Genomic DNA, 23,728 nt, shown 5'->3' on the forward strand with positions numbered 1-23,728 from the left:
GTATTATATTCATTTTGATTTCATAGTTAAAATAAAAACCCGTTACACTTATAATATTTATATGTATTAAGTGTTAACGGGTTTTATTTAATATAATTAAATTTACTTTTATTTTATATTTATTACTTTTAGTTATTTTATATTGCTGAAAAAGTATAGTAAATCGATAATTTTAATGAGGAAAAAATGAACCGTTCATGAAAGTATGGTATAATGTGTTTGGGTATTTTGTAAATATCATCCGATGTGTTGTGGATGATTCTATAAATTGTATTAGTTGATAAAGTTGTATTAATTGTATTATTTGTAAAAGGAGTCTTTTATGGCATCTAAAAAGGCAGTTCTAGTATACATACTGGAAATCCTGAAAGACGAAACAGATGCTAATCATACGTTATCTCAAGAGGAGATTCGCAGTATATTAGCTGAACGGTACGAGGTATCCGTCGATCGGAAAACCTTAGGCCGTCATTTAAATGATTTATATGAATCTGGAGATTTTGGTATTCAATGTGAAGAGTCTGCTGTGGGAGCAGATGGCACCATTAGACGTACTGATTTCTATATGATTCATACCTTTGAAGATTCTGAATTGCGGTTATTGATTGATGGTATATTGGCATCTCGCCATATTACTGCATCTCAACGTAAAGATTTAATCGGGCGTGTTGCAAAATTGGGGAGCTCCTATTTTAAGCCTCATGGTATTGATATTGAAAGTAATACGGAGTACCTTCATAGAAGCCAAGATTTATTTCTTAATATTGATCTCATAGAAGAAGCAATACAAAAGGGTAGAAAAATTTCGTTGGCCTATTGCCAACCAGATGTGGATAAGCGATTACACATTAATCTTGGCCCAGACCATAAGGAACGGAAGTATGTATTTAACCCATTCCAACTAGTAATGAATCGAGGTCATTATTACTTGGTGGGAAATCACGAAAATTATGATGACATGTCTACATTACGTGTCGATCGAATTGCACATGTTACGGTGCTAAATGAACGTAGAAAACCTTTACGGGAGATAAAGGGATATCAACAACAACGCACCTTTAACGTGTCACAATACGTAAAGGAACATATTTATATGTTCGGCGGTGAATCTATTACTGTTACGTTTAAAGCTAAACGTTCCATTGTAAATCAAATTTTAGATTGGTTTGATGGCAATGTAGAGTTTACGAATATAACAGCCGATAATGTTGTATGTCGTGTACGTGTTAATCATGACGCCTTTAAATATTGGGCGCTCCAATATATGCAAAGTGTAAAAGTGCTTACTCCAGCCTCTTTAGTGACAGAGGTAAAAGCCGCAATTGAGGAAGGTTTACACCAATACTCATAAATAAAAAGCTAGTTGATCGATGAATCAACTAGCTTTTTTATGTTTCCTTATAGAACGTGCATTTTTTCTGCTTCTCTATAGTCTTTTAGAACCGGACGTGGAGGCAATTTACCCATGAGGCTTACAATATAGATTGCGATAGAAGAGAAGATGAAGCCTGGCACAATTTCGTATAGGCCAAAGAATCCAAATTGTTTCCAAATGAGTACTGTCAAACCACCTACAACAATACCAGCGATACAGCCGTGACGTGTCATGCGCTTCCAGAACAAGGAGAACAAGATAGCTGGACCGAAGGCTGCGCCGAAGCCTGCCCAAGCATAGGCTACCATCGTCAAGATATAGCTGTCAGGGTCCATTGCCATATAGATGGCAACCAATGCCACTAGAAGTACTACGATACGGCTTACTAATACAAGCTCTTTATCGCTTGCTTTTGGATGGATGATATTAGCATAGAAGTCATTAGAAATAGCTGAGGCTGTTACTAATAATTGAGCAGATGCGGTACTCATAATAGCGGCCAATACAGCAGACCAGATAAGACCTGCTACAAATGGAGTAAAGAGCCGTTCAGTCATGATGAGGAATATTGTTTCCGCATCAGTGCCTACTAATTTATCTGGCAGCATGTAAACATGACCGATGAGACCTACTGCAATAGCTGCCATAAGGGATAAGATAACCCATACCATGGCTATGTTCGTAGATTTCTTAAGTTCTTTCGCATCAGAGATAGCCATAAAGCGCACTAGGATGTGTGGTTGACCGAAGTAGCCAAGACCCCAACCAAGAGAAGAAATTAGGCCGATAGCCCAAGTAAACCAATCAGACGGATTACCAAACAAGCTAAGTCCTTGTGGGAACTCATGTTGGATGAGCTGGAATGTTTCTATAGGGCCACCCATGTACATGGCTGCTGTAATTGGTACTGCTAAGATGGCAAAGAACATTAATGCGCCTTGAATACAGTCTGTCCAAGATACGGCGAGGAATCCGCCAAGGAAGGTATAGAATACGACGATACCAGCTGTGATAAAGAGGGATACGGTGTAATCAAGACCGAAGATAGTATTGAACAATTTGCCCCCTGCCACGAAGCCTGATGATGTATAAATCAAGAAGAAAATCAAGATAAATAAGGCGGAAATGACAGCTACCGAATGAGACTGATCGTGGAAACGATTCTTCAAATAATCCGGTAATGTTAAGCTATCACTGGCTACCTCCGTATGGTTGCGCAGGCGTCTAGAAACGAATTTCCAGTTCGCCCATGTGCCTAATGTGAGGCCTACGGCAATCCACACACCAGAAATCCCCGTTGTATACGCTAGGCCCGGTACCCCCATAAGCATCCAACCACTCATATCTGATGCTTCCGCACTAAGTGCTGTAATCCATGGTCCTAATTGTCGGCCACCGAGGATGTAATCACCAATGCTGTTCGATTTACGATAATAGTAGACCCCGATATACATCATGAGCCCTAGATATAAGGCAAAGGCGATAATAATCATTAAGTTGTCTTGTGTCATGCCTATATAAGACCTCCTTAGGTTCTAGTTATATTCTATAGTATAGTAAATAATTTTTATTGTACCACATATTAGTACTTTAGAGGGTAAAAAATTAGTGATATCAATAAGATTCCTATATTAATTTAGGCTATATATTTTAGAGATACGCATTAGCTGATTACTTATGAAATCATATATTAATAAGCCCCATACCGAATGAAATATGATAAAATAAAAGAATGAAAAAACAATATTTCGTATTGAGTGTACGAAATATTTGTCAGTAGTAATCGAAATTAATACTTATATTTCTGGAACGTGAAAGGAGGACCCTATGGAACAACAGGTAGGCGGAAAACAAGATGTATCTAGACAACATCAAGTTGTGACGAAACAACAAGCATTGCGCATGTTGGAGACCTACTTTGGGTATACCTCCTTTAGACCAGCTCAAGAGGCTCCTATTGCATCCTTGTTGCGGAATGAAGATGTAATTGGAATCATGCCGACAGGGGCTGGGAAGTCTATCTGTTTCCAGATACCTGCGCTCTGTAAGGCGGGCTTGACTATTGTGTTTTCTCCTCTCATTTCTCTTATGAAAGACCAAGTGGATGGTCTTTTGGTGCAGAATATACCAGCAGCGCTCATCAATAGTACACTTACACAATCTGAGTTTAATAAGACCATGTACGAAGTACGCAGTGGTAAGATTAAACTCTTATATATTGCACCAGAGCGATTGAGTTCTAATTTTTTCTGTAATGTACTGCGAGCGTTACCGATTGCACAAGTCATTGTGGATGAGGCTCACTGTATCTCTGAGTGGGGTCATGACTTTAGACCATCTTATCGCCTTATCGGTGAGTGGCTCAATTTATTGCCAAAGAGACCTATCGTGGGGGCTTTCACAGCGACGGCGACGAAATATGTAGAAAACGATATAAAAAAATTATTAGGCCTAGATAAGGCTAATGTATACGTGACGGGTTTTGATCGGCCTAATTTATCCTTCTCTGTTATCCGCACACCAAAGCGGATGGATTACGTTGTCCACTATGTGCGTCAGCACGCTAATGAAAATGGTATTATCTACTGTGCAACGCGCAAGGATGTAGATCGTGTGTATGAAAATTTAACCCGTGCGGGAATCAAAGCTGGCCATTACCACGGGGGACTCAACGACGAGGTGCGCCGCGAAATGCAGAATGCCTACGCAGACGATAAATTGCAGGTTATGGTAGCGACGAATGCCTTTGGTATGGGCATTGATAAAAGTAATGTACGCTATGTGCTACATTATCAAATGCCGCGTAATATGGAATCCTACTATCAGGAGGCAGGACGAGCTGGCCGTGATGGGGCACCTGCTGAATGTATCTTGCTTTATAGTGGGCAGGATGTACAGGTTCATAAGTATTTGATTGAACAGTCTATCGAAACGCCGGAACGACAAAATGTGGAGCTACGTAAATTACAGTCTATGATTGATTACTGTTTCTGTAGTAATTGCTTGCGTAAATATATGCTTAATTACTTTGGTGAAAGTACCGTTTGGACAACTTGTGATAATTGTAGCTCTTGTAAGGGCTCTGCTGATAAGGTCAATGTTACGAAAGAAGCAAAGGCTATTTTCCGTGCCATCATGGGCACCGATGAGCGATATGGAGCATCCATGATAACCTCTATTGTTCGCGGGGAGCGAACAGATCGTATTATGCGTGCTGGTCATGATGCATTGCCAGTCTTTGGCTTACTGAGTAATGTAGATGAAAAATCTATTAAAGGACTTATCCAACAGTTTGTAGCATCTGGCTACTTGCGCAGTTCGACGGGAAAATATCCTGTATTATCCTTAACGGCTGGTGCAGAGGAAGTGTTAGCCGGTCGCAAAGAGGTGGAGGAAATTAGACAACATGTGTCTGTGCCTTCTCGCACTAGTAAGTCTGCTGTTTCAGTGGTGCGAGAAAAATCCAGCTCTACATCGGGCGGCTTATTTGAACATTTACGGCAACATCGCAAACGCTTGGCAGAAAAAGCGGGTCTTAGGCCGTATCTTATCTTCCCTGATACAGTACTCATAGATTTGGCAAATTTACGACCTACTACATTAGGTGAGTTTGGCAATGTTAAAGGCGTAGGGGAAGCAAAATTAAAAAAATATGGACTTACCTTTTTACAGGCCATTGCAGAATATAAGGGATAATAAATTTTGCTGTATATATGGTAGTACTGTATATTTTTTAGTATGATAGTACTATATATTTTAGTGAGATAGTACTATATATTTTAGTGAGATAGTACTATATATTTTAGTAAGATTATCAAGATATACGTTAGTATTTTTTGCTTATTATAAATAGATCTAGGGGGATAAATGAGCTTAGCAGATACACAATACCTCGGTATTATTGAAAATATTTTAGATCATGGCATTTATGGTCAAAATCGCACAGGCATTGCAACGTACAAATTGCCTCAACAAATCATGCAATTTGACTTGCAAGAGGAATTTCCAATTTTAACCACTAAATTTGTAGCTTTCAAAACAGCTGTAAAAGAATTATTGTGGATTTGGCAAATGCAGTCCAATGACGTGCGCAAATTGCAAGAAATGAATGTGCACGTATGGGATGAATGGATGCGTGAAGATGGTACTATTGGTAAAGCATACGGCTATCAAATTGCGAAGTACAAACAACTAGATAAGCTCATCAAAACGATTAAAGAAGATCCTGATAGCCGCCGAATGATTGTAACCCTTTGGAATATTGAAGATTTAGAGGATATGGCGTTGCAACCATGTGCGTATGAAACCTTATGGGATGTAGGGGATGGTTACTTGAACTGCATGCTCATCCAACGCAGTGGCGACATGGGGCTTGGCGTCCCATTTAACACGGCTCAATATGCGGCATTACAATGTATGATCGGTCAAGTAACCGGCCTAAAACCCGGTAAATTTACACATGTTATCAACAATGCTCACATCTATGAAAATCACGTAGATGCATTGCGTGAGCAATTAGCACGTCGTGAACAAGCGTTGCCTGCTCCTAAAATTATTGTGAATCCTGAGGTAAAAGACTTCTATGACTTCACACCAGAGGACATTACCTTAGATGGATATGAACATTTAGGTAAATTATCCATGACTGTTGCCATATAGTATTAACTGAAAGAGGGCAGTATGTTAGCATTAATCGTAGCCGTAGCACATAATCGTGTAATCGGTAAAGATAATACTTTGATTTGGCATTTGCCAAATGATTTGAAATTCTTTAAGGAAAAAACAATAGGACATGTTATTATCATGGGCCGTAAGACCTTTGAAAGCTTACCGTTCTTGTTGCCAAATCGTGAGCATTGGGTAATTACTCGTGATAAAGGTTTTGATGCACCAGAAGGTGTTAAGATTTTCCATAACCCTGAGGCGGCTGCTGAAGCAGCACGTGCGCTTGATGCGGCCTACGTTATTGGTGGCGCTCAAGTATACGAAGCTTTTCTACCTTATGTAGATACTATGTATATCACTGAAGTAGACCATGAATTTGATGGGGATGCATTTTTCCCTGAATTCTCAGAGGATGCTTTCACCATCGAATCCGTTGTAGACGGCATTGTGGATGAAAAGAATCAATATCCTCATCGTTTTGTAACCTATCGCAGAAAGGCAGCTAAATGAGTGAAAGAATGTTTGCCCTTATTGGGAGTGAATTAAATGTTAAGCCAAAGCAGGTGCAAGCTGCCGTAGAATTATTGGACGAAGGCAATACGGTGCCATTTATTGCGCGGTATCGTAAAGAGGTAACGGGCGAATTGCAAGATGAGCAATTGCGCACCATTGAAGAACGCATTAAATACTTGCGCAATTTAGAAACACGTCGCCAAGAAATCATTGCATCTATTACAGAGCAAGAAAAGATGACCGACGAGTTGATGAAGTGCTTAGAAGCGGCAACAAAGCTTCAAGAGTTAGAGGATTTGTATTTACCGTACCGTCCTAAGAAACGTACGCGCGCCATGATTGCCCGTGAACGTGGCTTGGAGCCGTTAGCGGAAATGATCCTTAACGATACAGTTATCTCTGGTGATCCGTTAGAGATCGCAAAAGAATACATAACAGAAGAGGTTCCTACGCCAGAGGATGCAATTCAAGGTGCTTCTGATATCGTAGCGGAAATCGTCAGCGATAGTGCAGACTTCCGGGCGTACTTGCGTAAGAAGATGTGGAATGAAGGCTTTATTCAAGCTGAATTGAGCGGTGAAGAGGAAGAACAACAACAATTCTTGCAATACGCTGAATATGCTGAGCCCGTACGTCAAATGCCGTCCCATCGTATTTTGGCGGTTAATCGCGGCGAAAAATTAGGTGCTTTGAAATTAGCTCTAACTGTACCAGGTGACACCTATGTCGCTTATATGGTTCAAAAATTAGAGAAAAATCCGAAGTCTATCTTTGCAGAGTATAAAGCGGCTGCTGTAGCCGATGCGTACAAACGTCTTATTTTCCCAGCTTTAGAGCGTGAAATTCGCAATGAGTTGACGGAAAATGCCGATGAGCAAGCTATCAAGGTGTTCGGTGTAAATCTTAAAAATCTATTGTTACAACCACCACTGGCAGGGCATGTTATCATGGGCCTCGACCCAGGTTACCGCACCGGTTGTAAGATGGCTATCATTGATCAACAAGGCAATGTGCTCGATTACGGTGCTTACTACTTAACAAATAGTGAAAAGCTTCGCAAGGAAGCTCAAAAGGTATTGGCTGATAAAATCCGTAAGTTTAAGGTTACTCTTTTATCCATTGGTAATGGTACTGCATCCTACGAAACAGAGCAATTTGCATCTACCATGATTGAAGAGGAAAAATTAGATTGCCACTATATCATCACTAATGAAGCGGGCGCATCTGTGTACTCAGCATCTAAATTGGCTATCGATGAGTTACCTGATTTAGATGTTACCATTCGAGGTGCCGTATCTATTGCACGCCGTGTACAAGATCCATTGGCTGAATCTGTTAAAATCGATCCTAAATCTATCGGTGTAGGTCAATACCAACATGATGTAAATCAAAAACAATTGACACATACCTTAGACCAAGTAGTCGAAACGGTAGTAAACCACGTTGGGGTAGAGCTAAATACTGCATCCCCAGCTATCTTGCAACATGTTGCAGGCATTTCTAGTGCGGTGGCTAAAAATATTGTTGCATACCGTCAAGAGAATGGTGTGTTTAAAAGCCGTAAGGAATTGCTAAAAGTGCCTCGTTTAGGCCCTGCAGCCTTTACACAATGTGCTGGTTTCTTGCGCTTACAACACGGTAAAAATCCGTTAGATAATACATCTGTCCATCCAGAGTCTTATGAATTGGCAGAGCGCATTATTGGTGAGTTAGGCTTTACCTTAAAAGATTTACAAGATAAATCTCAATTAGAAGCGTTGCAAGTAAAATTACCTCTTGTAGATGCTGAGAAAATGGCTGACAAACTTGATGCAGGGGTACCAACCGTGCGAGATATACTCGGTGCACTGGCAAAACCGGGACGCGACCCTCGTGAGGATTTGCCGGCTCCATTGACCAGAAAACACGTAGTGAGCCTTGAAGATATCAAGGTAGGTACCGTTGTAAAAGGTACCGTTCATAACGTAGTTGATTTCGGAGCTTTCGTAGACTTTGGGCTTAAAACGAATGGTCTATTACATCGTAGCGAGCTTTGCAACAGTCGTCAGCATCCATCTGATGTGCTTGCTGTAGGTGATATTATCGAAGCTCAAATCATTTCTGTTGACGTAAAGCGCAATCGCATCGGTCTGTCTATAAAAGCATTACAACCAGAAAAACCAAAGAATAACGATAATAACCGTAATAGAAATAACAATGATCAGCGTCGAAATAATGATAACCGAAATAACAACCGTAATAATGGCGGACGTCAAAATGAGAATCGCCATAATGGCTCTCGTAATAATGGGAGTCGTCGTAATTCATAATTTAATAAAAGTCTAGTTAATCTACATTAATAGATTTTAAGTGATAGTCATTCTTGACTAAAAGTCATTATACTAAAAACTACACCCTCTATGGTCTTAGAGGGTGTGGTTTTTCTATATAGCTAAAATCTATGCATATTAATGCAGAATAGATATATCGAAAATAATATATCTGATTGAAAATTTTAGATATGAGGAGTATGATGAAATCAAAGAGGGGGAATTCCTAAATCATATTCCTAAAGAGGAGGTAATGCAATGAGCTTGAACCTTAAAGAAAGATATGGACTTTTAATTAATAATGAATGGGTAAAGGCATCTGACGGTGCTGAATTTAATGTATATAACCCTGCTAATGGCGAACAACTCGCTATCTGTGCAGAGGCGACGAATGATGATGTTGATAAAGCTGTAGAGGCTGCAACAGAAGCTTTCAAAACATGGAAAAAAGTATCTCAAGTAGAACGTGCCGATTATTTGTTAAAAATTGCGGATGCTATCGATGCGCATAAAGAACATTTGGCGCAAGTTGAAACATACGACAATGGTAAACCTATCCGCGAAACATTGAATGTGGATATTCCACTTGGGGCTGACCATTTCCGTTATTTTGCAGGCGTGCTTCGTTCCGAAGAAGGCTCTGCACAAGTATTTGATGAAAATACATTAAGCCTTATCGTTCGCGAACCAATTGGCGTTGTAGGCCAAGTTGTACCTTGGAACTTCCCATTCCTAATGGCCGCTTGGAAATTGGCTCCAGCTCTTGCAGCAGGATGTACAGTTGTTATCAAACCTTCTAGCCACACATCTCTTAGCTTATTAGAACTTGGCGATATTTTGAAAGAAATCTTGCCGCCAGGTGTTGTAAACATCGTAACTGGTAAAGGTTCTAAATCCGGTCAATATATCCTCGATCATCCAGGTTTCAGTAAACTTGCTTTCACAGGCTCTACAGAGGTAGGTCTAGATGTATATAAAGCAGCATCTGAACGCTTGATTCCTGCCACATTGGAATTAGGTGGTAAATCTGCGAATATCTTCTTTGACGATGCGAACTGGAAACAAGCTCTTGACGGAGCAATGCTCGGCATTCTCTTCAACCAAGGTCAAGTATGTTGCGCAGGATCCCGTATTTTTGTACAAGATACAATTTACGATAAATTCGTAGCTGAACTTGCCGCACTATTCGATAAGGTGAAAGTTGGTTTGCCTTGGGAAGAATCTACACAACTTGGTTCCTTAATTTACGAAGATCAAGTTAATAAAGTATTGAGCTATGTAGACCTTGCAAAAGAAGAAGGAGCTCGTGTTGTAGCCGGTGGTGTACGTGTTACTGATGGCGAACTTGGTAAAGGTTGCTTTGTAAGACCTACACTTATTGTAGATGCTACAAATGATATGCGTGTAGCTCGCGAAGAAATCTTCGGTCCTGTAGCTGTTGTCATCAAATTCCACAGCGAAGAAGAAGTTATTGAACAAGCTAATGACAGCTTATACGGCCTTGGTGGTGGCGTATTTACTCAAAACATCAACCGTGCTATCCGCGTAGCTCGCGGTATCGAAACAGGACGTATGTGGGTAAATACATATAACTCTATCCCTGCAGGCGCTCCATTTGGCGGTTACAAACAATCCGGTATCGGACGTGAAACTCATAAAGTTATCCTTGAGCACTACACTCAAATGAAAAACATCATCGTAAACTTGAGCGATAAACCATCTGGTTTCTACGATTTAGATTAATAAAATATAAATCTCTCCAATAAACTATAATAAAGAGGCACCTCATAGGAGGTGCCTTTTTTGTGCTTAATTTAGGAGTTCAGAATCTTAAAAGTGAGGAACTGTCGTATGCTATAATTAAGAACATCTAAGAGTTATTGTAAAAGAGACTGGTGAAAAATGAGTAAACTAAAAATGTTAGGATATATTTGGATTTTTATATCTATGTCGTTATCTATGGGATTATATAAACTTGAGATTCGTAATCATCCAATTGATAAAAAACATGAATATATAAGAGAACATAGGCTTTTTGGTAGCTTAACAAAGTATTTATCAACAATTTCTATTATAAGTTTGGTGATATTAAATCTTAAATTTTTAATTGATAAAGATTATAAATTTATAGTGAATTATGGCAGTATTTGGTTGTTTTTCTTCTTTTTAACAATGCTTACAGGGTTTTGTCAGAAGAGAGACAGTGTATATTTTAAACGGAGTCTTATTGCTATAGTTTCTGTGTTGTTTGGTATGATCGTGTTTGCCTATGCATTTAGGAAGGTACTATTTTAATAGACCATATATCAACTTAGATATTATTAAAATAATGTTGCTTTGTGTGGAAACTTATGGAATTAGTTTTAAAAATTAAAAATGATCAAGGGGCTGTATAAACCATGATTCAGTTAGATTATCTATTAGTTATAGGCGTATTACTTAGTATTTTGCTTTTTCTTTTTGTTGGAGTATTTTATTATAGTAAATCTAAACTTTTAAAGGGACTAAATATTTGGTTTTTAATAATACTTAGTGGTCTATTGAGTTATTTATTATATCCCTTATATGAACTGACAGATTATAGAGAAGAATTTACTTCTATAGTTATCATCTCTGCGATAATTATTAAAATTATTATCAATTTATCTATATTTATGATCGCTGATAAAATAAGAACGAAATGGATTTCTAAATTAATTTTGATTCTATGGGTTGTTCTTGTTGAATGCTTGTATATGCCTATTCATTTGTCATATCTTGTTTTGTTATGTGTATCAGGTGGAATTGTGTTGATTGAACATTTTAAGGGGAAAAGAAATCCTATTTAGCTTAGATTCAGAATTACTTTTATAGCGCTCGCCCTCGAAATATGATATACTACTTAAATGCGCATAGTTCGTGCGCGATAGGAGGAAACACATTTAGATGTTAGAAAAATTTGAACAATTAATGATTAGCGAACCTGTTCTAAGAGCGTTAAACGATATGGGCTTTGAAGAGCCTACGCCAATTCAACAGGAAGCTATCCCAGTTGCCATGAGCGGTAAGGACATGATCGGTCAAGCTCAAACAGGTACTGGTAAGACAGCAGCATTTGGCTTGCCTGTATTGGAACGCGTAGACGGGAATGAGCGTCACGTTCAAGTAGTTATTTTATCCCCTACACGAGAATTAGCTATTCAAGTAGCTGAAGAGCTTAACAAAATGGCTCAGTACACGAATATCACAGCACTACCAATCTACGGTGGTCAAGATATTAATCGTCAGTTCCGTGCCTTGAAAAAGAACCCTCAAATCATCGTTGCCACTCCTGGCCGATTGATGGATCATATGGATCGTGGTTCTATTAAATTTGACCATGTGAAAGTTGTGGTATTGGACGAAGCCGACGAAATGTTAAATATGGGCTTTGTTGATGATATCAATAAAATCTTGGGTGCTATCCCAGAAGACCATCAAACATTGTTGTTCTCTGCTACGATGCCTAAAGCTATCCAACAATTAGCTGAAACATATTTGACAGAGCCAACATTGATCCGCATGAAACCGACTCAAGTTACGATGGACTTGATCGAACAATACTATATCGAAGTGCAAGACCGTCAAAAATTCGATGTTCTTTGTCGTTTGTTTGATATCCAAACACCTGAACTTGCTATTATTTTCACGCGTACGAAACGTCGTGTTGATGAAGTGACAGAAGGTCTTAAGAAACGTGGTTACATGGCGGAAGGCATCCATGGCGACTTGTCTCAACAAAAACGGGACAGCGTAATTCGCCAATTCCGCGAAGGTACCATTGATATTCTCGTGGCTACAGATGTGGCAGCTCGTGGTCTTGATATTTCTGGCGTGTCTCACGTATATAATTATGATATGCCTCAAGATCCTGAAAGCTACACACACCGCGTAGGTCGTACAGGTCGTGCCGGTAAAGCAGGTCAAGCTTTCACGTTCGTTATCCCTCGTGAAATGGAGCATTTACATGCTATCGAACGTTTAACAAAACGTAAAATTGCACGTCGTCGTGCACCTTCATTAGGTGAAGTTCTTGAAGGTCAACAACGTTTGGCAATTGAAAGCCTCGTTGAAATGACAGATAATTTAGAAGCATTGGCGCCTTTCAAATCTAGTGCTGAGGAATTGTTGAATGATACAGATTCCGTAACACTTTTGGCGGCAGCTCTTAAATTGTTAACAAAAGAACCAGATACTACTCCTGTAAATATTACAGAAGAAAAACCATTGCGCGTACGCCGTCGTCGTGAAAGTGGTCGTAGTGATCGTCGCCGTCGTGATGGTAATCGTCGTCGAGATGACCGCCCACGTCGCAGTCGCGATGATCGTAGAAGTGATCGTCGCAATGACCGTAAAGGTGACCGTCGCAGAGATGATCGTAAATCTGATCGTCCGCGTGGAGAGAAAAAAACTCGCCATCAAAGTGAAGGTTTTAAGCCTTACTTTAAAGACTAATAGGATGTGGATTGCTTCTGGGCAATCCACATTTTTTATTACTTAATAGTTAATACTATTTATCTTGATAAGTGTTGATAATTTTGATATAATAAATAATAATTATTTCTTGTAAACGGTCGATAATGGCCTATGCCTTATAGATTTCCAAGTGGAGAAAGGTAGATTATTATGGATATCGCACAAATTTTGCGTAGTCAGGGGTTTAAAGTAACCCCACAACGTATTGCGATTTATGATGCTTTGCGTGGTCATCATGATCATCCAACAGCAGAGATGTTGTATCATACGTTGCGCCCAGAACATCCAAGCATGAGCTTGGCTACAGTGTATAAGACGATGGAGATTTTTGAAAAAATCGGTCTTGTTAAAATTCTAGAAGTTGGTGATGAGCGCGCTCATTACGATTGGGACACACAAGCTCATTCCCATATCCGTTGCATTCGTTGTAATAAGGTAGAGGACATGATGGGCATTGATTTGAAAGCTATCAAAACGATTGCTGATCAAGGTAGTGAATATCAAATCACAGGTCAACATATTACCTTCGAAGGTGTTTGCCCTGAGTGTGCAAAAAAAGAAAGTCATTAATAGATAACCCCTGTTGTTGAAGGGCTCCTTCACGGCAGGGGTTATATTAGTTATCATATATCTTTATCTATTAGTGTTATAGAATAGCTATAGTAACAAAAATAGCTATAAGCATAATACAATAGATATTAGAGTTAGGCGTTTTATAATTATAAAATTGTAGAAATCGTATAGTCATATATAGAGGAGTATTATGTTTGTAATAGGCAGTCACTTATCAATTAGCAAAGGTTATTTACATATGGGCAAGGAAGCGACTAAAATTGGGGGCAATACGTTCCAATACTTTACGCGCAACCCTCGCGGTGGTAGCATGCGAGCTCTCGATGTTGAGGATATGAATAACCTTAGTATATATATGAAAGAACACAACTTTGGTACCTTGTTGGCCCATGCACCGTATACTTATAACCCATGTGCCGCCAAAGAGGATTTACGCGCTTTTGCGAAGCAATCTATGATGGAAGATTTAGAGCGTATGGAATATTTGCCAGGTCAAATGTATAACTTTCACCCTGGTAGCCATGTGAAGCAAGGCGTAGATCAAGGTATTGAGTACATTGTAGAGTGCTTGAATGAAATCTTATTCCCAGGTATGAAGACAACAGTCCTCTTGGAAGTAATGGCTGGTAAGGGTACAGAAATTGGCTCTCGTTTTGAAGAAATTGCACGCATCATCGATGGCGTAAAACTAAAAGAGTACATGGGTGTGTGTGTTGATACTTGCCATATTCACGAAGGGGGTTATGATATCGTACATAATCTCGATGGCGTTATTGACGAGTTCGATCGAATTGTAGGTCTTGATCGTTTGAAAGCCATTCATTTGAATGACTCTAAAAATCCTATGGGTGCTCATAAAGATCGTCATGAAAAAATTGGGGAAGGACATATTGGTATCGATGCTATTGCTCGCGTTGTAACACATCCTAAATTGACGAACTTGCCATTCTATTTGGAAACACCAAATGAATTGGACGGTTACGCAAAGGAAATTGCTATGCTACGTTCTATCGTAGAGAATAAATAATTAAAATACAGAAGTTAATTTAGTTATATAATAAATATGTAGAATACCTGATGCTATACTAGTTATTGCAAATACACAAAGTTATTAAAACTATTAAAGCTGTTAAAGCTATTAAAGCTATATAAAGCTATATAAAGCTATATAAAGCTATATAAAGCTATATAAAGTTATATAAAGTTATATAAAGTTATTGAATTTCCATAAACTTATGGGACTAAGAGCTCGTTTTAGCATTTGAATACATACATTGTGTAAGGTATAGGGAGAACTGGAAAGGGGGACAAAATGCGTTTTTTACATACTGCCGATTGGCATTTAGGGCGTATTTTTTATGGCCAGTACTTAACAGAGGACCAAGCTCATGTGTTGGAACATCAGTTTTTTAATATTTTGAAAGATGAAAAGATTGATGGCATATTGCTCGCAGGGGATATTTTTGATAGAGCGGTGCCACCCATTGAAGCTATCGAATTGTGGGACTCCATCATCACTCGTCTCGCTATGGACTACAAGATGCCTCTCTTTGTGGTGAGCGGTAATCACGATGGGGCGGAACGTCTTGAAGTGGGGCGCTCTATGTTGGGACAATCGGGTATCCATATTTGGGGCTCTCCTCATCACGCATTAAAACCTTTTGAATTTGAAGGGAACGATGGCAAGGTGGCAATTTGTCCTATGCCTTTTAGTGAACCTCGGCGCATAGGGGAGGCTTTATTTGCTGATGTAGAGGATACTAATGCAGAATCTATCGATACTGAAATTGCTGACATAGTAACACCATGTTATGAACAAAATTGTGAAAGCGCTTTGAATCTGCACAATTATGACCAAATGTATCAGGTTTGGAGTAATTACTTGTATAAACAAGTGCCTAAGGGGATGCGCAGTATCGCCATTAGCCATGCTTTTGTTATGGGAGGTGAAGTAGGGGGCTCAGAGCGTACCTTGTCTGTAGGTGGTAGTGAACAGGTAAATCCTCAAGTCTTTAAAGACTTTCACTATACTGCCTTGGGACATTTGCATGGGCCTCAGCGAATGGGAGCTGATCATATTCGCTATAGTGGATCTCCATTAAAATATTCCTTTGATGAACATATGCAGAAGAAGTCTTTCACCATCATTGATATGGATACAAAGGGGAACGTAGATATTAACACGATTCCTGTAGAGGCGAAGCGAGACGTAGTCATTTTGGAAGGATATTTTGAAGACCTGTTAAATGATAAAGCATTACAGGCTAAACATAGGGATGATTATGTGCAAGCCCGTTTACTTGATACGATGCCGATTATGGATGGAATGGCTAAACTGCGCCAGGTATATCATCGTTGTATGACCATTGAGTTAGTTGGTCGCGTGGCAGGACCAATAACAGAAATGGGCGATGCGGTTTTTAAAGAATTAAATGAGCGTCAATTATTTAATCAGTTTGCAGAAACTGTGTGGAAGGAACCTTTAACAGAGAAAGAACAGCAATATATCGACTCTGTATGGGACCGAATTCTTAAGGAGGACTAAATGAAGCCTATATCATTAACTATAGAAGCCTTTGGTCCGTATCGTGATTCGGTCACTTTAGATTTTAATGAGCTTCAAAACCATGCCATGTTTCTTATTGCTGGTCCTACGGGGGCAGGGAAAACATCAATCTTAGATGCCATGGTGTATGCCTTGTATGGTGAGCCGAGTGGAGAAGTACGCAAAACAGATGCTATTCGCAGTGACTTTGCAGAACCTCATCGTATGACTCGTGTCGATTTCTCCTTTGCTATTGGCAATGCACAATATCGTGTTGAACGATTACCGAAACAGATGGTAGCAAAGAAACGTGGTACGGGGATGCGTGAGCAGAATGCTAGCGCTACTGTATATGAGAAGAAAGATGGTGAGTGGAAGGTCATTGCCACATCAGCTGCCGCTATTCGCGATACTATTCAGCAAATTATAGGCTTTCGTAAGGATCAGTTCTTACAAGTTGTGCTATTACCTCAAGGGGAATTCCGAAAGTTGCTAGTGGCCTCTACGAGTGAACGTGAGGAATTGCTGCATACACTTTTTAGAACGGAGCTATATCGAAAATTACAAGAAACACTAAAGGCTGCCTATGATGAAGCAAAGGCAGGTATTGAAGAAAATCTAACAAAGCAAACTGCATTTATGCAGTCCATCCCTTATGATGGAGCAACTCCAATCTTAACCATTGAGCATGTGCGTGAGTTACTAGCAAATCGGGGCCGACATCGAGAAGCTCTCGCTGTAGAACGAGATGAGGCAGTAACCGTAGTAGAACAGTTTAATGTGCTCCGAAATCAATGGTCTTTATATAATCAGGCTCAACAATCTCTTGCTGAGGCTACTTCGAAACTTGATATGGTGAAAGCAAGGGAAACTGAGCGTGTAAATCTAAGCGAAAAGGTTCAGTTCCTTAACTCTTTGGCACCAACTCATGAATTATATAAACAATATATTGAGAAACAAGCTATATTAAAAACTTTAGAACAGGCCCTTTCAGATGCGAAAGAACATGTAGAACTAGCAACTCAACATGAGGCTAAATGTTTAGACGTATACAGTGACTTAGAAGGTCAAGCTGAAAGTATACAAGCTAAAAGAACTACTTTGGCTCAATTTCAACAACAAGCAGAGAAGTTTAATGAGCTAGATGTATTGAAAAAGGAATTGTCCACATTACAGAGTAATTTAGAAGAATTAGATAGTAAAAAAAGCGAAGATGCCTTAGCTAAACAACGGAAGCTTGTAAAAAGTTTAGAAGCTGATTTAGAAGGTTTGCGTAAACAGTTACAAGATAATAACAAATTCTTAGAGGATACTACTGTTATTCAAGGGCAACTAAATGATTTACATAGATATTTTGAATTACTAGAAGAAATTAGTAAGGTACAAAAAAAAATCGATGATAAAGGTCAAACGTTAGCGTCTTTAGATGAAACCTTGCAGGTTGCAAAGGTACATCTTGAACGATTAGAGCATCTAATGCAAGAAGGGCGTGCCTTTGAGCTAGTTCATTTAGTTGTAGATAATGAGCCTTGTCCGGTTTGTGGCTCTACAGATCATCCACGGTTAGCAGCTAAGCCGGAGATGTATCCGACTAAGGATGAAATTGAAGAGGCTCGTAAAACTCGTGACGTGGCACTGCAAAAGCAAGCTAGCGAAGTGGGACAACAGAAAACATTAGATGCTCGTCTTAAGGAGTTAGCTAAGTTAGAAGTAGAACAATGTTCCAAACTTAAGTCATCTATGGATGGTTTTTCTAAGAAAAACTTTACATCTGTTCAACAAGATTTATTGACTAAAATGGAGCGACTTACAGCTTTACATGGTGAGTCTGAATTGTTGAGTAACACTATAGCTGACAATGAACATAAGTTAAAAGTAGCTAGAGATAAGTTAGTAACTTTAGAACTTGCCCATAATGAATTACTTAAAAATCTACACGACCTAGAAATTCGTATTAGCTCAGTACAAGCTAATATTGATGCTCTATCTAAAACTTTACCAATCACGGATATAGATGCATGGCAAAAACAGTTAGAGTCATTGGATAGTGATATTACACTCTACGATGAGCAGGTGAAAGTTAGCAAAACTAATTTAGATACTGCTCGAGAACAGTTGAATGCCAAACGCGGACGCTTAGAAACTTTGTCCTCTCAAGTAAAAGAAGAAACAAAAAATCTTAATTTGCGGTATAAGAACTATACAAAGTCATTACAAGCCATTTCTTTAACAGAGAATGATTTTGTAGAGTCTTTACGTGAGATTAAAGAGATAGAGATCTATAGAACACAGCTGAACGTTTTGACTGAAGCCTTTAATAAAGCACAAGCTGTATATGATGCGGCATTAAAAGCCACAGAAACTGTGGTTAAGCCAAGTGATATTATTACTGATGAAATTTATTCTACAGCAGTAGAGCATCGAGATATATTAGTAGGTAATCTTGCGGCATGGGATAAAGAAACAAAGCATATCGAAACTACGCTCAACTCATTAGAAGAACTTGAAGCTGCAATGGGTGAGGCTCGTGAAAAGGTGAAGTTCTTAAGCCGATTAAATGATCTCGCTAATGGTGGGGAGCAAGGCTTTAAAAATGTTACCTTTGAACGCTATGTACTGGGGGCTATTTTAGATGAGGTTGTATATGCTGCTAATTTACGACTTCAGAAGATGAGTCGCAACAGATATTCCTTGGAAAGATCCGACTATACAGGTGGTGGTCGTGGCAAGCAAGGCCTCGACTTGGCGGTTATGGATGCTTTTACAGGCCAATCTAGGCCAGCAAATACCTTATCTGGTGGTGAAACATTCTTGGCCTCTATGGCGCTTGCCTTGGGATTAGCGGATGTTATCCAAAGTTATGCTGGTGGCATCCATATGGATACGATGTTTATTGATGAAGGTTTTGGTACACTCGATCCAGATACATTGGAACTCGCCATGGAAACATTGTTACAGTTGCAATCGTCAGGACGTCTCATCGGCATCATTTCTCATGTACCTGAGTTAAAGTCTCGTATACCTGCTCATTTAGAAGTGACTCGAGGTGACGACGGTAGTACGGCAAAATTTGTTATTAACTAGATATCATAAACTAGATATAGATTTGCCAAATGTGTTACTATAAAAAGAGGAGAATTCCTACAAAAACATCCTGTATTTACGAAGGGGGTTCTATGAAGTTTTCGTTTGCTCATAATAATATAAATGTTAAAGACCTTGATAAAAGTCTAGCATTCTATAAAGAGGCATTATTGCTCGAGGAGTCTCGTCGTTTGGAAGATCCAAGCGGTGCTTTTACCCTCGTGTATTTAAAAAGTCCTTATACAGCACATGAATTAGAACTTACATGGTTGCGTGACTGGGATCGTCCTTATAATTTGGGGGATAATGAATTCCACTTGGCATTCTATGTAGATGACTATGAAGCGGCTCTTAAAAAGCATAAAGAAATGGGCGTTGTTGCTTATGAGAATGCTGATATGGGTATTTATTTCATAGCAGATCCAGATGGATATTGGACAGAAATCATTCCGGCGGGTAAATATTAATGGAATATATGTTAACCCGTTTAGAGTGGTTGGTTGGTCCCAATAAAATCCAAACATTAAGAGACACGTCTATCGCGCTCTTTGGTGTAGGTGGCGTAGGTGGTGGTGCCCTTGAGGCATTGGTGCGAGCTGGTGTAGGTCGCATCGTCATTATCGATGGAGATTCCATAGCGCCTAGCAATTTGAACCGTCAAATGATTACGACTCATAATACGATTGGGGAACGTAAGGTAGAGGTAGCAAAGGCGCGAGCTCTTTCTATCAATCCTGATGTGGTGATAGAAACTCATGATATTATGTATACTGAGGAAAACTATCCTGGATTTATTCAAAGCTTGAACGTTGATTATGTTATTGACGCCATCGATATGGTAACGGCGAAACTTAATATCATTGAGGTTTGTCAACGTGAAAGCATCCCTGTTATTTCTTGTATGGGCGGAGGTAATCGCTTTTACCCAGAAAAACTTATGATTGCAGATATCAATAAGTCTCATACATGTCCTTTGGCACGCGTTATGCGTCGGGAACTCAAAAAACGGGGTATAAAAAAACAATTAGTTTTATTTTCTACTGAAAAACCGACAAAACCACAGTTCCGTGGTGATGCCACAAGTCCTGGGACATGTAGTTTTGTGCCACCAGTGGCAGGTTTTATATTAGCAGCACATGTGTTGCGTACAATTTTGGAGGTACCTGAACAATGAAAAAAGCGAAAATCCATATGGCTGACGGCGGCGATATCGTAATTGAATTATTTGAAAAAGAAGCGCCTGGCACAGTACAAAACTTTATCGACTTGATTAACAAAGGCTTCTACAATGGCCTTCGTTTTCACCGTGTAATTCCTGGTTTCGTAGCACAAGGTGGTTGTCCTAATGGCAACGGTACAGGTGGTCCTGGCTATACAATTAAAGATGAATTAGTTGGCAATCCGCATAAACATGAGCGCGGTGCTTTATCTATGGCTCACCGTGGCCCTAATACTGGTGGTAGTCAGTTCTTTATTGTATATGAGCCACAACCTCATTTAGATGGTGTACATACTGTATTTGGTAAAGTTATTGAAGGTATGGATGTAGTTGATGGTATCCAACAAGGTGCTATCATGGAAACTGTAGAAGTAATCAAAGGTTAATCTCATGAATGAAGTATCTATTAAACATCCAGAATGGCTATATATCGATGTAAATGGTAAAACATCATATGGGTATGACCAAGAGTGGTTCACTGATGAGTGGCAACGCTTGTCTGGTTGTGGGCCTACATCGGCATCACAAGTATTGGGCTATTCGCTATTTAGGGATGGCTTATTAGATCTAGAAACCACATCCGACCAAACGCTTGCTTTAGAACGGATGAACTTAGTTTGGAAATATGTAAAGCCACGTTTTGGTGGTGGTGTTTATAAAACTCAATGGATGGAACGTGGTCTTACTCGCTTACTCGAGGATAAAAGCCTATCTTATGATGTACATATGTTGAATGTATCTCCGTTCTGTGCATCACGCGTAGAGGTGGAGGCTGCAGCTCAGTTTATACATGATGCATTGGCACAGGATGTGCCTGTAGCATTTTTAAATCGTCATAAAGGAAAAGAGAAGGCTCTCTATACCTGGCATTGGGTTCCGATTCACAAGATGTTTATGGACGGCGATGATATCCGCTGTGGAATCTTTGATGAAGGTGAAATTCGTGATTTCTCTTTGGCGAATTGGATGAAAGACACTATTTTAGGTGGTGGATTCTGTTACATTAGTCGCAAAGAGTAAGTAATAGAGCAATTAAAGTAATATACATACGCATCGCAGTGATTTGCGATGCGTATTGTAGTATAAATAGTAGGAGGTACTACATGAGTCAATGGATTACTGAGGAACAAACACCTCACTTACGTCTAAGCGCTGAAGCGGAAGAAGTGCTTTACTCTGGGGAATCTGAGTTCCAGAAAATTGAAGTTTTTAAATCAAAAGAGTATGGTATGATGCTCGCTTTAGATGGCGTGTTCCAAACATCTGAGCGTGAAGAGTTTATCTATCATGAAATGATGAGCCATATCCCTTTGTTCTTACATCCTAATCCTGAGCGCGTTTTGATTATCGGTGGTGGTGATGGTGGCGTAGCTAGAGAATGTGTACGTCATGATTGTGTAAAAGAAGTAACAATGGTTGAAATCGATGGTAAGGTTGTAGAGTTGGCAAAACAATATCTACCAACTATTGCTAAAGCTATGATTGAAAACCACCCTAAATTGACTGTAAAAATTGGTGATGGTATTGGTTTCATGGCAGAAGCAGAAGATTACTATGATGTAATTATCGTGGATTGTTCCGATCCAATCGGTCCTGGTGAAGGCTTATTTACAGAAGAATTCTATAAGAATACATTAAAAGCTTTGAAAGCTGATGGCTTGTTTGTACAACAAACAGAATCTCCGATGTTACATCAAACATTAGTGGAAAAAGTTTTTGGTTACGTTAATAGCCATTTCCCAATTGCTCGCTTATATACAGCTTTTATTCCAATCTATCCTGCAGGAATGCATTGTTTTACATTGGGTTCCAAAACATTTGATCCTCTAACATGGACTCCAAACCGTGAACAAAACTTTGAAACTAAGTATTATAATGCAGATATTCAAAAAGCTGCATTTGCATTGCCAAATTTTGTAAAAAATTATTTGCCAACTAAGTAAATAATATGTATAATGGGGAAGCACCATTTGTGAAACGAAAGTTTCCGATAGTGCTTCCTTATTTATATGGGGATTAAAGGGCTTATATTAGAGATAACACAATTAAAAGTTTCGTTTGTAAAAATTAATGAAATTGAGAAAAAGGTGTTGACACAAATCTCTAGAAAAGATATAATTCTCTTTGTTACGAAGACAATGTCTTCGATACCTACAAGGTGGTGGGTATGGTGAAGCGGTTAACACGGCGGATTGTGGCTCCGTTACGCGTGGGTTCGATCCCCACTACTCACCCCATAACCTACACATCGTAATCACTGTAGGGGTGTCGCCAAGTGGTAAGGCAACGGACTTTGACTCCGTTATGCGCTGGTTCGATCCCAGCCACCCCTGCCAACATGACTCACTAGCTCAGTTGGCAGAGCACCTGACTTTTAATCAGGGTGTCCCGCGTTCGAGTCGCGGGTGAGTCACCAAATTAAAACTCACAAACTTCGGTTTGTGAGTTTTCTATCTCTATTTTTAGAGATTTTGGTTATGATTGTGAGTATAAATTTAATCAAAAATCGGTTGAAAAATCTTTGGAAAAGAGGTTGACGATTTAAGGTTAGATTGATATACTATACAAGTCGTTAGGGCGCAGAACTAACGTAACAGATCTTTGAAAACTGAACAATGATAGGTAATCAATCATATGATTGAACATATGCCAGAGTGCGGGTTTTGACATAGTCAAAACCAACCATAATTCAAAGTTACTTCAATGTAACGACAACAAATAATGAGCTATTCAAATAGCTTCAAGGTATCTTGGAGAGTTTGATCCTGGCTCAGGACGAACGCTGGCGGCGTGCTTAACACATGCAAGTCGAACGAAGAGCGATGGAAGCTTGCTTCTATCAATCTTAGTGGCGAACGGGTGAGTAACGCGTAATCAACCTGCCCTTCAGAGGGGGACAACAGTTGGAAACGACTGCTAATACCGCATACGATCTAATCTCGGCATCGAGG

18 protein-coding genes, 3 tRNA genes, 1 rRNA gene and 2 pseudogenes are annotated in these 23,728 nt (G+C 39.4%); 23 read left to right on the top strand and 1 reads right to left on the bottom strand.

Features of this window, described 5'->3' with window-relative positions:
• Positions 1-322 precede the first annotated feature (322 nt).
• Positions 323-1,351 carry a YafY family protein gene (locus HMPREF0874_RS06940; RefSeq protein ID WP_008602621.1) on the top strand — a complete coding sequence of 343 codons (1,029 nt, stop codon included), beginning with the start codon at positions 323-325 and terminating at the stop codon, positions 1,349-1,351.
• A 47-nt stretch (positions 1,352-1,398) separates the two neighbouring features.
• On the opposite strand, the gene putP is transcribed toward HMPREF0874_RS06940, so the two are convergent.
• Positions 1,399-2,886, bottom strand: coding sequence for a sodium/proline symporter PutP (putP, locus tag HMPREF0874_RS06945; RefSeq protein ID WP_008602624.1), 1,488 nt, complete (start codon positions 2,884-2,886; stop codon positions 1,399-1,401).
• A 316-nt stretch (positions 2,887-3,202) separates the two neighbouring features.
• On the opposite strand from putP, the gene recQ reads away from it, so the two are divergent.
• The 22 genes and pseudogenes from recQ to HMPREF0874_RS07050 all read left to right on the top strand — a co-directional run.
• Positions 3,203-5,071 carry a DNA helicase RecQ gene (gene recQ, locus HMPREF0874_RS06950; protein WP_008602626.1) on the top strand — a complete coding sequence of 623 codons (1,869 nt, stop codon included), beginning with the start codon at positions 3,203-3,205 and terminating at the stop codon, positions 5,069-5,071.
• Between the two features lie 171 nt (positions 5,072-5,242).
• On the top strand, positions 5,243-6,034 hold the full coding sequence (locus HMPREF0874_RS06955; RefSeq protein ID WP_008602628.1) for a thymidylate synthase: 792 nt from the start codon (positions 5,243-5,245) through the stop codon (positions 6,032-6,034).
• 21 nt (positions 6,035-6,055) lie between these two features.
• On the top strand, positions 6,056-6,550 hold the full coding sequence (locus HMPREF0874_RS06960; RefSeq protein WP_008602629.1) for a dihydrofolate reductase: 495 nt from the start codon (positions 6,056-6,058) through the stop codon (positions 6,548-6,550).
• Positions 6,547-8,862 carry a Tex family protein gene (locus tag HMPREF0874_RS06965; RefSeq protein WP_039965281.1) on the top strand — a complete coding sequence of 772 codons (2,316 nt, stop codon included), beginning with the start codon at positions 6,547-6,549 and terminating at the stop codon, positions 8,860-8,862. The genes HMPREF0874_RS06960 and HMPREF0874_RS06965 overlap by 4 nt, the downstream gene beginning before the upstream one ends.
• Positions 8,863-9,120: 258 nt before the next feature.
• Entirely contained in the window at positions 9,121-10,605 is a 1,485-nt protein-coding gene (locus tag HMPREF0874_RS06970) for an aldehyde dehydrogenase family protein (RefSeq protein ID WP_008602634.1), read from the top strand.
• A gap of 159 nt (positions 10,606-10,764) precedes the next feature.
• Entirely contained in the window at positions 10,765-11,157 is a 393-nt protein-coding gene (locus HMPREF0874_RS06975; RefSeq protein WP_008602636.1) for a hypothetical protein, read from the top strand.
• A gap of 104 nt (positions 11,158-11,261) precedes the next feature.
• A complete protein-coding gene (locus HMPREF0874_RS06980) occupies positions 11,262-11,690 on the top strand; it encodes a hypothetical protein (protein WP_008602637.1) in 429 nt (142 codons plus the stop codon).
• A gap of 97 nt (positions 11,691-11,787) precedes the next feature.
• Positions 11,788-13,335: a DEAD/DEAH box helicase gene (locus tag HMPREF0874_RS06985; protein WP_004695322.1), complete on the top strand. Its 1,548-nt coding sequence runs from the start codon at positions 11,788-11,790 to the stop codon at positions 13,333-13,335.
• Between the two features lie 171 nt (positions 13,336-13,506).
• Positions 13,507-13,926, top strand: a complete 420-nt coding sequence (locus HMPREF0874_RS06990; RefSeq protein ID WP_004695325.1) for a Fur family transcriptional regulator — start codon at positions 13,507-13,509, stop codon at positions 13,924-13,926.
• Between the two features lie 193 nt (positions 13,927-14,119).
• Positions 14,120-14,956: a deoxyribonuclease IV gene (locus HMPREF0874_RS06995; RefSeq protein WP_004695326.1), complete on the top strand. Its 837-nt coding sequence runs from the start codon at positions 14,120-14,122 to the stop codon at positions 14,954-14,956.
• A gap of 285 nt (positions 14,957-15,241) precedes the next feature.
• Positions 15,242-16,474 (top strand): exonuclease SbcCD subunit D, encoded by a 1,233-nt coding sequence (locus HMPREF0874_RS07000; RefSeq protein WP_008602642.1) that lies wholly within the window; start codon positions 15,242-15,244, stop codon positions 16,472-16,474.
• Positions 16,475-17,074, top strand: a pseudogene (locus HMPREF0874_RS10180) (AAA family ATPase); the annotation flags it as partial.
• A 2,184-nt stretch (positions 17,075-19,258) separates the two neighbouring features.
• Positions 19,259-19,558 (top strand): annotated as a pseudogene (locus tag HMPREF0874_RS10185) (SbcC/MukB-like Walker B domain-containing protein); the annotation flags it as partial.
• 92 nt (positions 19,559-19,650) lie between these two features.
• Positions 19,651-20,025, top strand: a complete 375-nt coding sequence (locus HMPREF0874_RS07010) for a VOC family protein (RefSeq protein WP_004695332.1) — start codon at positions 19,651-19,653, stop codon at positions 20,023-20,025.
• Positions 20,025-20,732, top strand: a complete 708-nt coding sequence (locus HMPREF0874_RS07015; protein ID WP_004695334.1) for a ThiF family adenylyltransferase — start codon at positions 20,025-20,027, stop codon at positions 20,730-20,732. Before HMPREF0874_RS07010 ends, HMPREF0874_RS07015 begins: the two co-directional genes overlap by 1 nt.
• Positions 20,729-21,163: a peptidylprolyl isomerase gene (locus tag HMPREF0874_RS07020; protein WP_008602648.1), complete on the top strand. Its 435-nt coding sequence runs from the start codon at positions 20,729-20,731 to the stop codon at positions 21,161-21,163. Before HMPREF0874_RS07015 ends, HMPREF0874_RS07020 begins: the two co-directional genes overlap by 4 nt.
• Positions 21,164-21,167: 4 nt before the next feature.
• Positions 21,168-21,797 carry a hypothetical protein gene (locus HMPREF0874_RS07025; RefSeq protein WP_004695338.1) on the top strand — a complete coding sequence of 210 codons (630 nt, stop codon included), beginning with the start codon at positions 21,168-21,170 and terminating at the stop codon, positions 21,795-21,797.
• An 83-nt stretch (positions 21,798-21,880) separates the two neighbouring features.
• The gene (gene speE / locus HMPREF0874_RS07030) at positions 21,881-22,720 is read left to right on the top strand and encodes a polyamine aminopropyltransferase (protein WP_008602651.1); all 840 of its coding nucleotides are present in this window, start codon (positions 21,881-21,883) and stop codon (positions 22,718-22,720) included.
• Positions 22,721-22,938: 218 nt separating this feature from the next.
• Positions 22,939-23,014: transfer RNA gene (locus HMPREF0874_RS07035), tRNA-His, on the top strand.
• 24 nt (positions 23,015-23,038) lie between these two features.
• Positions 23,039-23,113: transfer RNA gene (locus tag HMPREF0874_RS07040), tRNA-Gln, on the top strand.
• Between the two features lie 4 nt (positions 23,114-23,117).
• Positions 23,118-23,193 (top strand) — tRNA-Lys (locus tag HMPREF0874_RS07045).
• Positions 23,194-23,524: 331 nt separating this feature from the next.
• Positions 23,525-23,728: ribosomal RNA gene (locus tag HMPREF0874_RS07050) — 16S ribosomal RNA — on the top strand; the annotation flags it as partial.

Origin of the sequence: Veillonella sp. 6_1_27 (assembly GCF_000163735.1) — a bacterium.
Taxonomy (GTDB): Bacteria; Bacillota; Negativicutes; order Veillonellales; family Veillonellaceae; genus Veillonella; species Veillonella parvula_A.

What these genes read in the sequence shown, in the direction of transcription:
- HMPREF0874_RS06940 (WP_008602621.1), top strand. Translation starts at nt 323, where the DNA reads ATGGCATCTAAAAAGGCAGTTCTAGTATACATACTGGAAATCCTGAAA.
- putP (WP_008602624.1), bottom strand. Translation starts at nt 2,886, where the DNA reads ATGACACAAGACAACTTAATGATTATTATCGCCTTTGCCTTATATCTA.
- recQ (WP_008602626.1), top strand. Translation starts at nt 3,203, where the DNA reads ATGGAACAACAGGTAGGCGGAAAACAAGATGTATCTAGACAACATCAA.
- HMPREF0874_RS06955 (WP_008602628.1), top strand. Translation starts at nt 5,243, where the DNA reads ATGAGCTTAGCAGATACACAATACCTCGGTATTATTGAAAATATTTTA.
- HMPREF0874_RS06960 (WP_008602629.1), top strand. Translation starts at nt 6,056, where the DNA reads ATGTTAGCATTAATCGTAGCCGTAGCACATAATCGTGTAATCGGTAAA.
- HMPREF0874_RS06965 (WP_039965281.1), top strand. Translation starts at nt 6,547, where the DNA reads ATGAGTGAAAGAATGTTTGCCCTTATTGGGAGTGAATTAAATGTTAAG.
- HMPREF0874_RS06970 (WP_008602634.1), top strand. Translation starts at nt 9,121, where the DNA reads ATGAGCTTGAACCTTAAAGAAAGATATGGACTTTTAATTAATAATGAA.
- HMPREF0874_RS06975 (WP_008602636.1), top strand. Translation starts at nt 10,765, where the DNA reads ATGAGTAAACTAAAAATGTTAGGATATATTTGGATTTTTATATCTATG.
- HMPREF0874_RS06980 (WP_008602637.1), top strand. Translation starts at nt 11,262, where the DNA reads ATGATTCAGTTAGATTATCTATTAGTTATAGGCGTATTACTTAGTATT.
- HMPREF0874_RS06985 (WP_004695322.1), top strand. Translation starts at nt 11,788, where the DNA reads ATGTTAGAAAAATTTGAACAATTAATGATTAGCGAACCTGTTCTAAGA.
- HMPREF0874_RS06990 (WP_004695325.1), top strand. Translation starts at nt 13,507, where the DNA reads ATGGATATCGCACAAATTTTGCGTAGTCAGGGGTTTAAAGTAACCCCA.
- HMPREF0874_RS06995 (WP_004695326.1), top strand. Translation starts at nt 14,120, where the DNA reads ATGTTTGTAATAGGCAGTCACTTATCAATTAGCAAAGGTTATTTACAT.
- HMPREF0874_RS07000 (WP_008602642.1), top strand. Translation starts at nt 15,242, where the DNA reads ATGCGTTTTTTACATACTGCCGATTGGCATTTAGGGCGTATTTTTTAT.
- HMPREF0874_RS07010 (WP_004695332.1), top strand. Translation starts at nt 19,651, where the DNA reads ATGAAGTTTTCGTTTGCTCATAATAATATAAATGTTAAAGACCTTGAT.
- HMPREF0874_RS07015 (WP_004695334.1), top strand. Translation starts at nt 20,025, where the DNA reads ATGGAATATATGTTAACCCGTTTAGAGTGGTTGGTTGGTCCCAATAAA.
- HMPREF0874_RS07020 (WP_008602648.1), top strand. Translation starts at nt 20,729, where the DNA reads ATGAAAAAAGCGAAAATCCATATGGCTGACGGCGGCGATATCGTAATT.
- HMPREF0874_RS07025 (WP_004695338.1), top strand. Translation starts at nt 21,168, where the DNA reads ATGAATGAAGTATCTATTAAACATCCAGAATGGCTATATATCGATGTA.
- speE (WP_008602651.1), top strand. Translation starts at nt 21,881, where the DNA reads ATGAGTCAATGGATTACTGAGGAACAAACACCTCACTTACGTCTAAGC.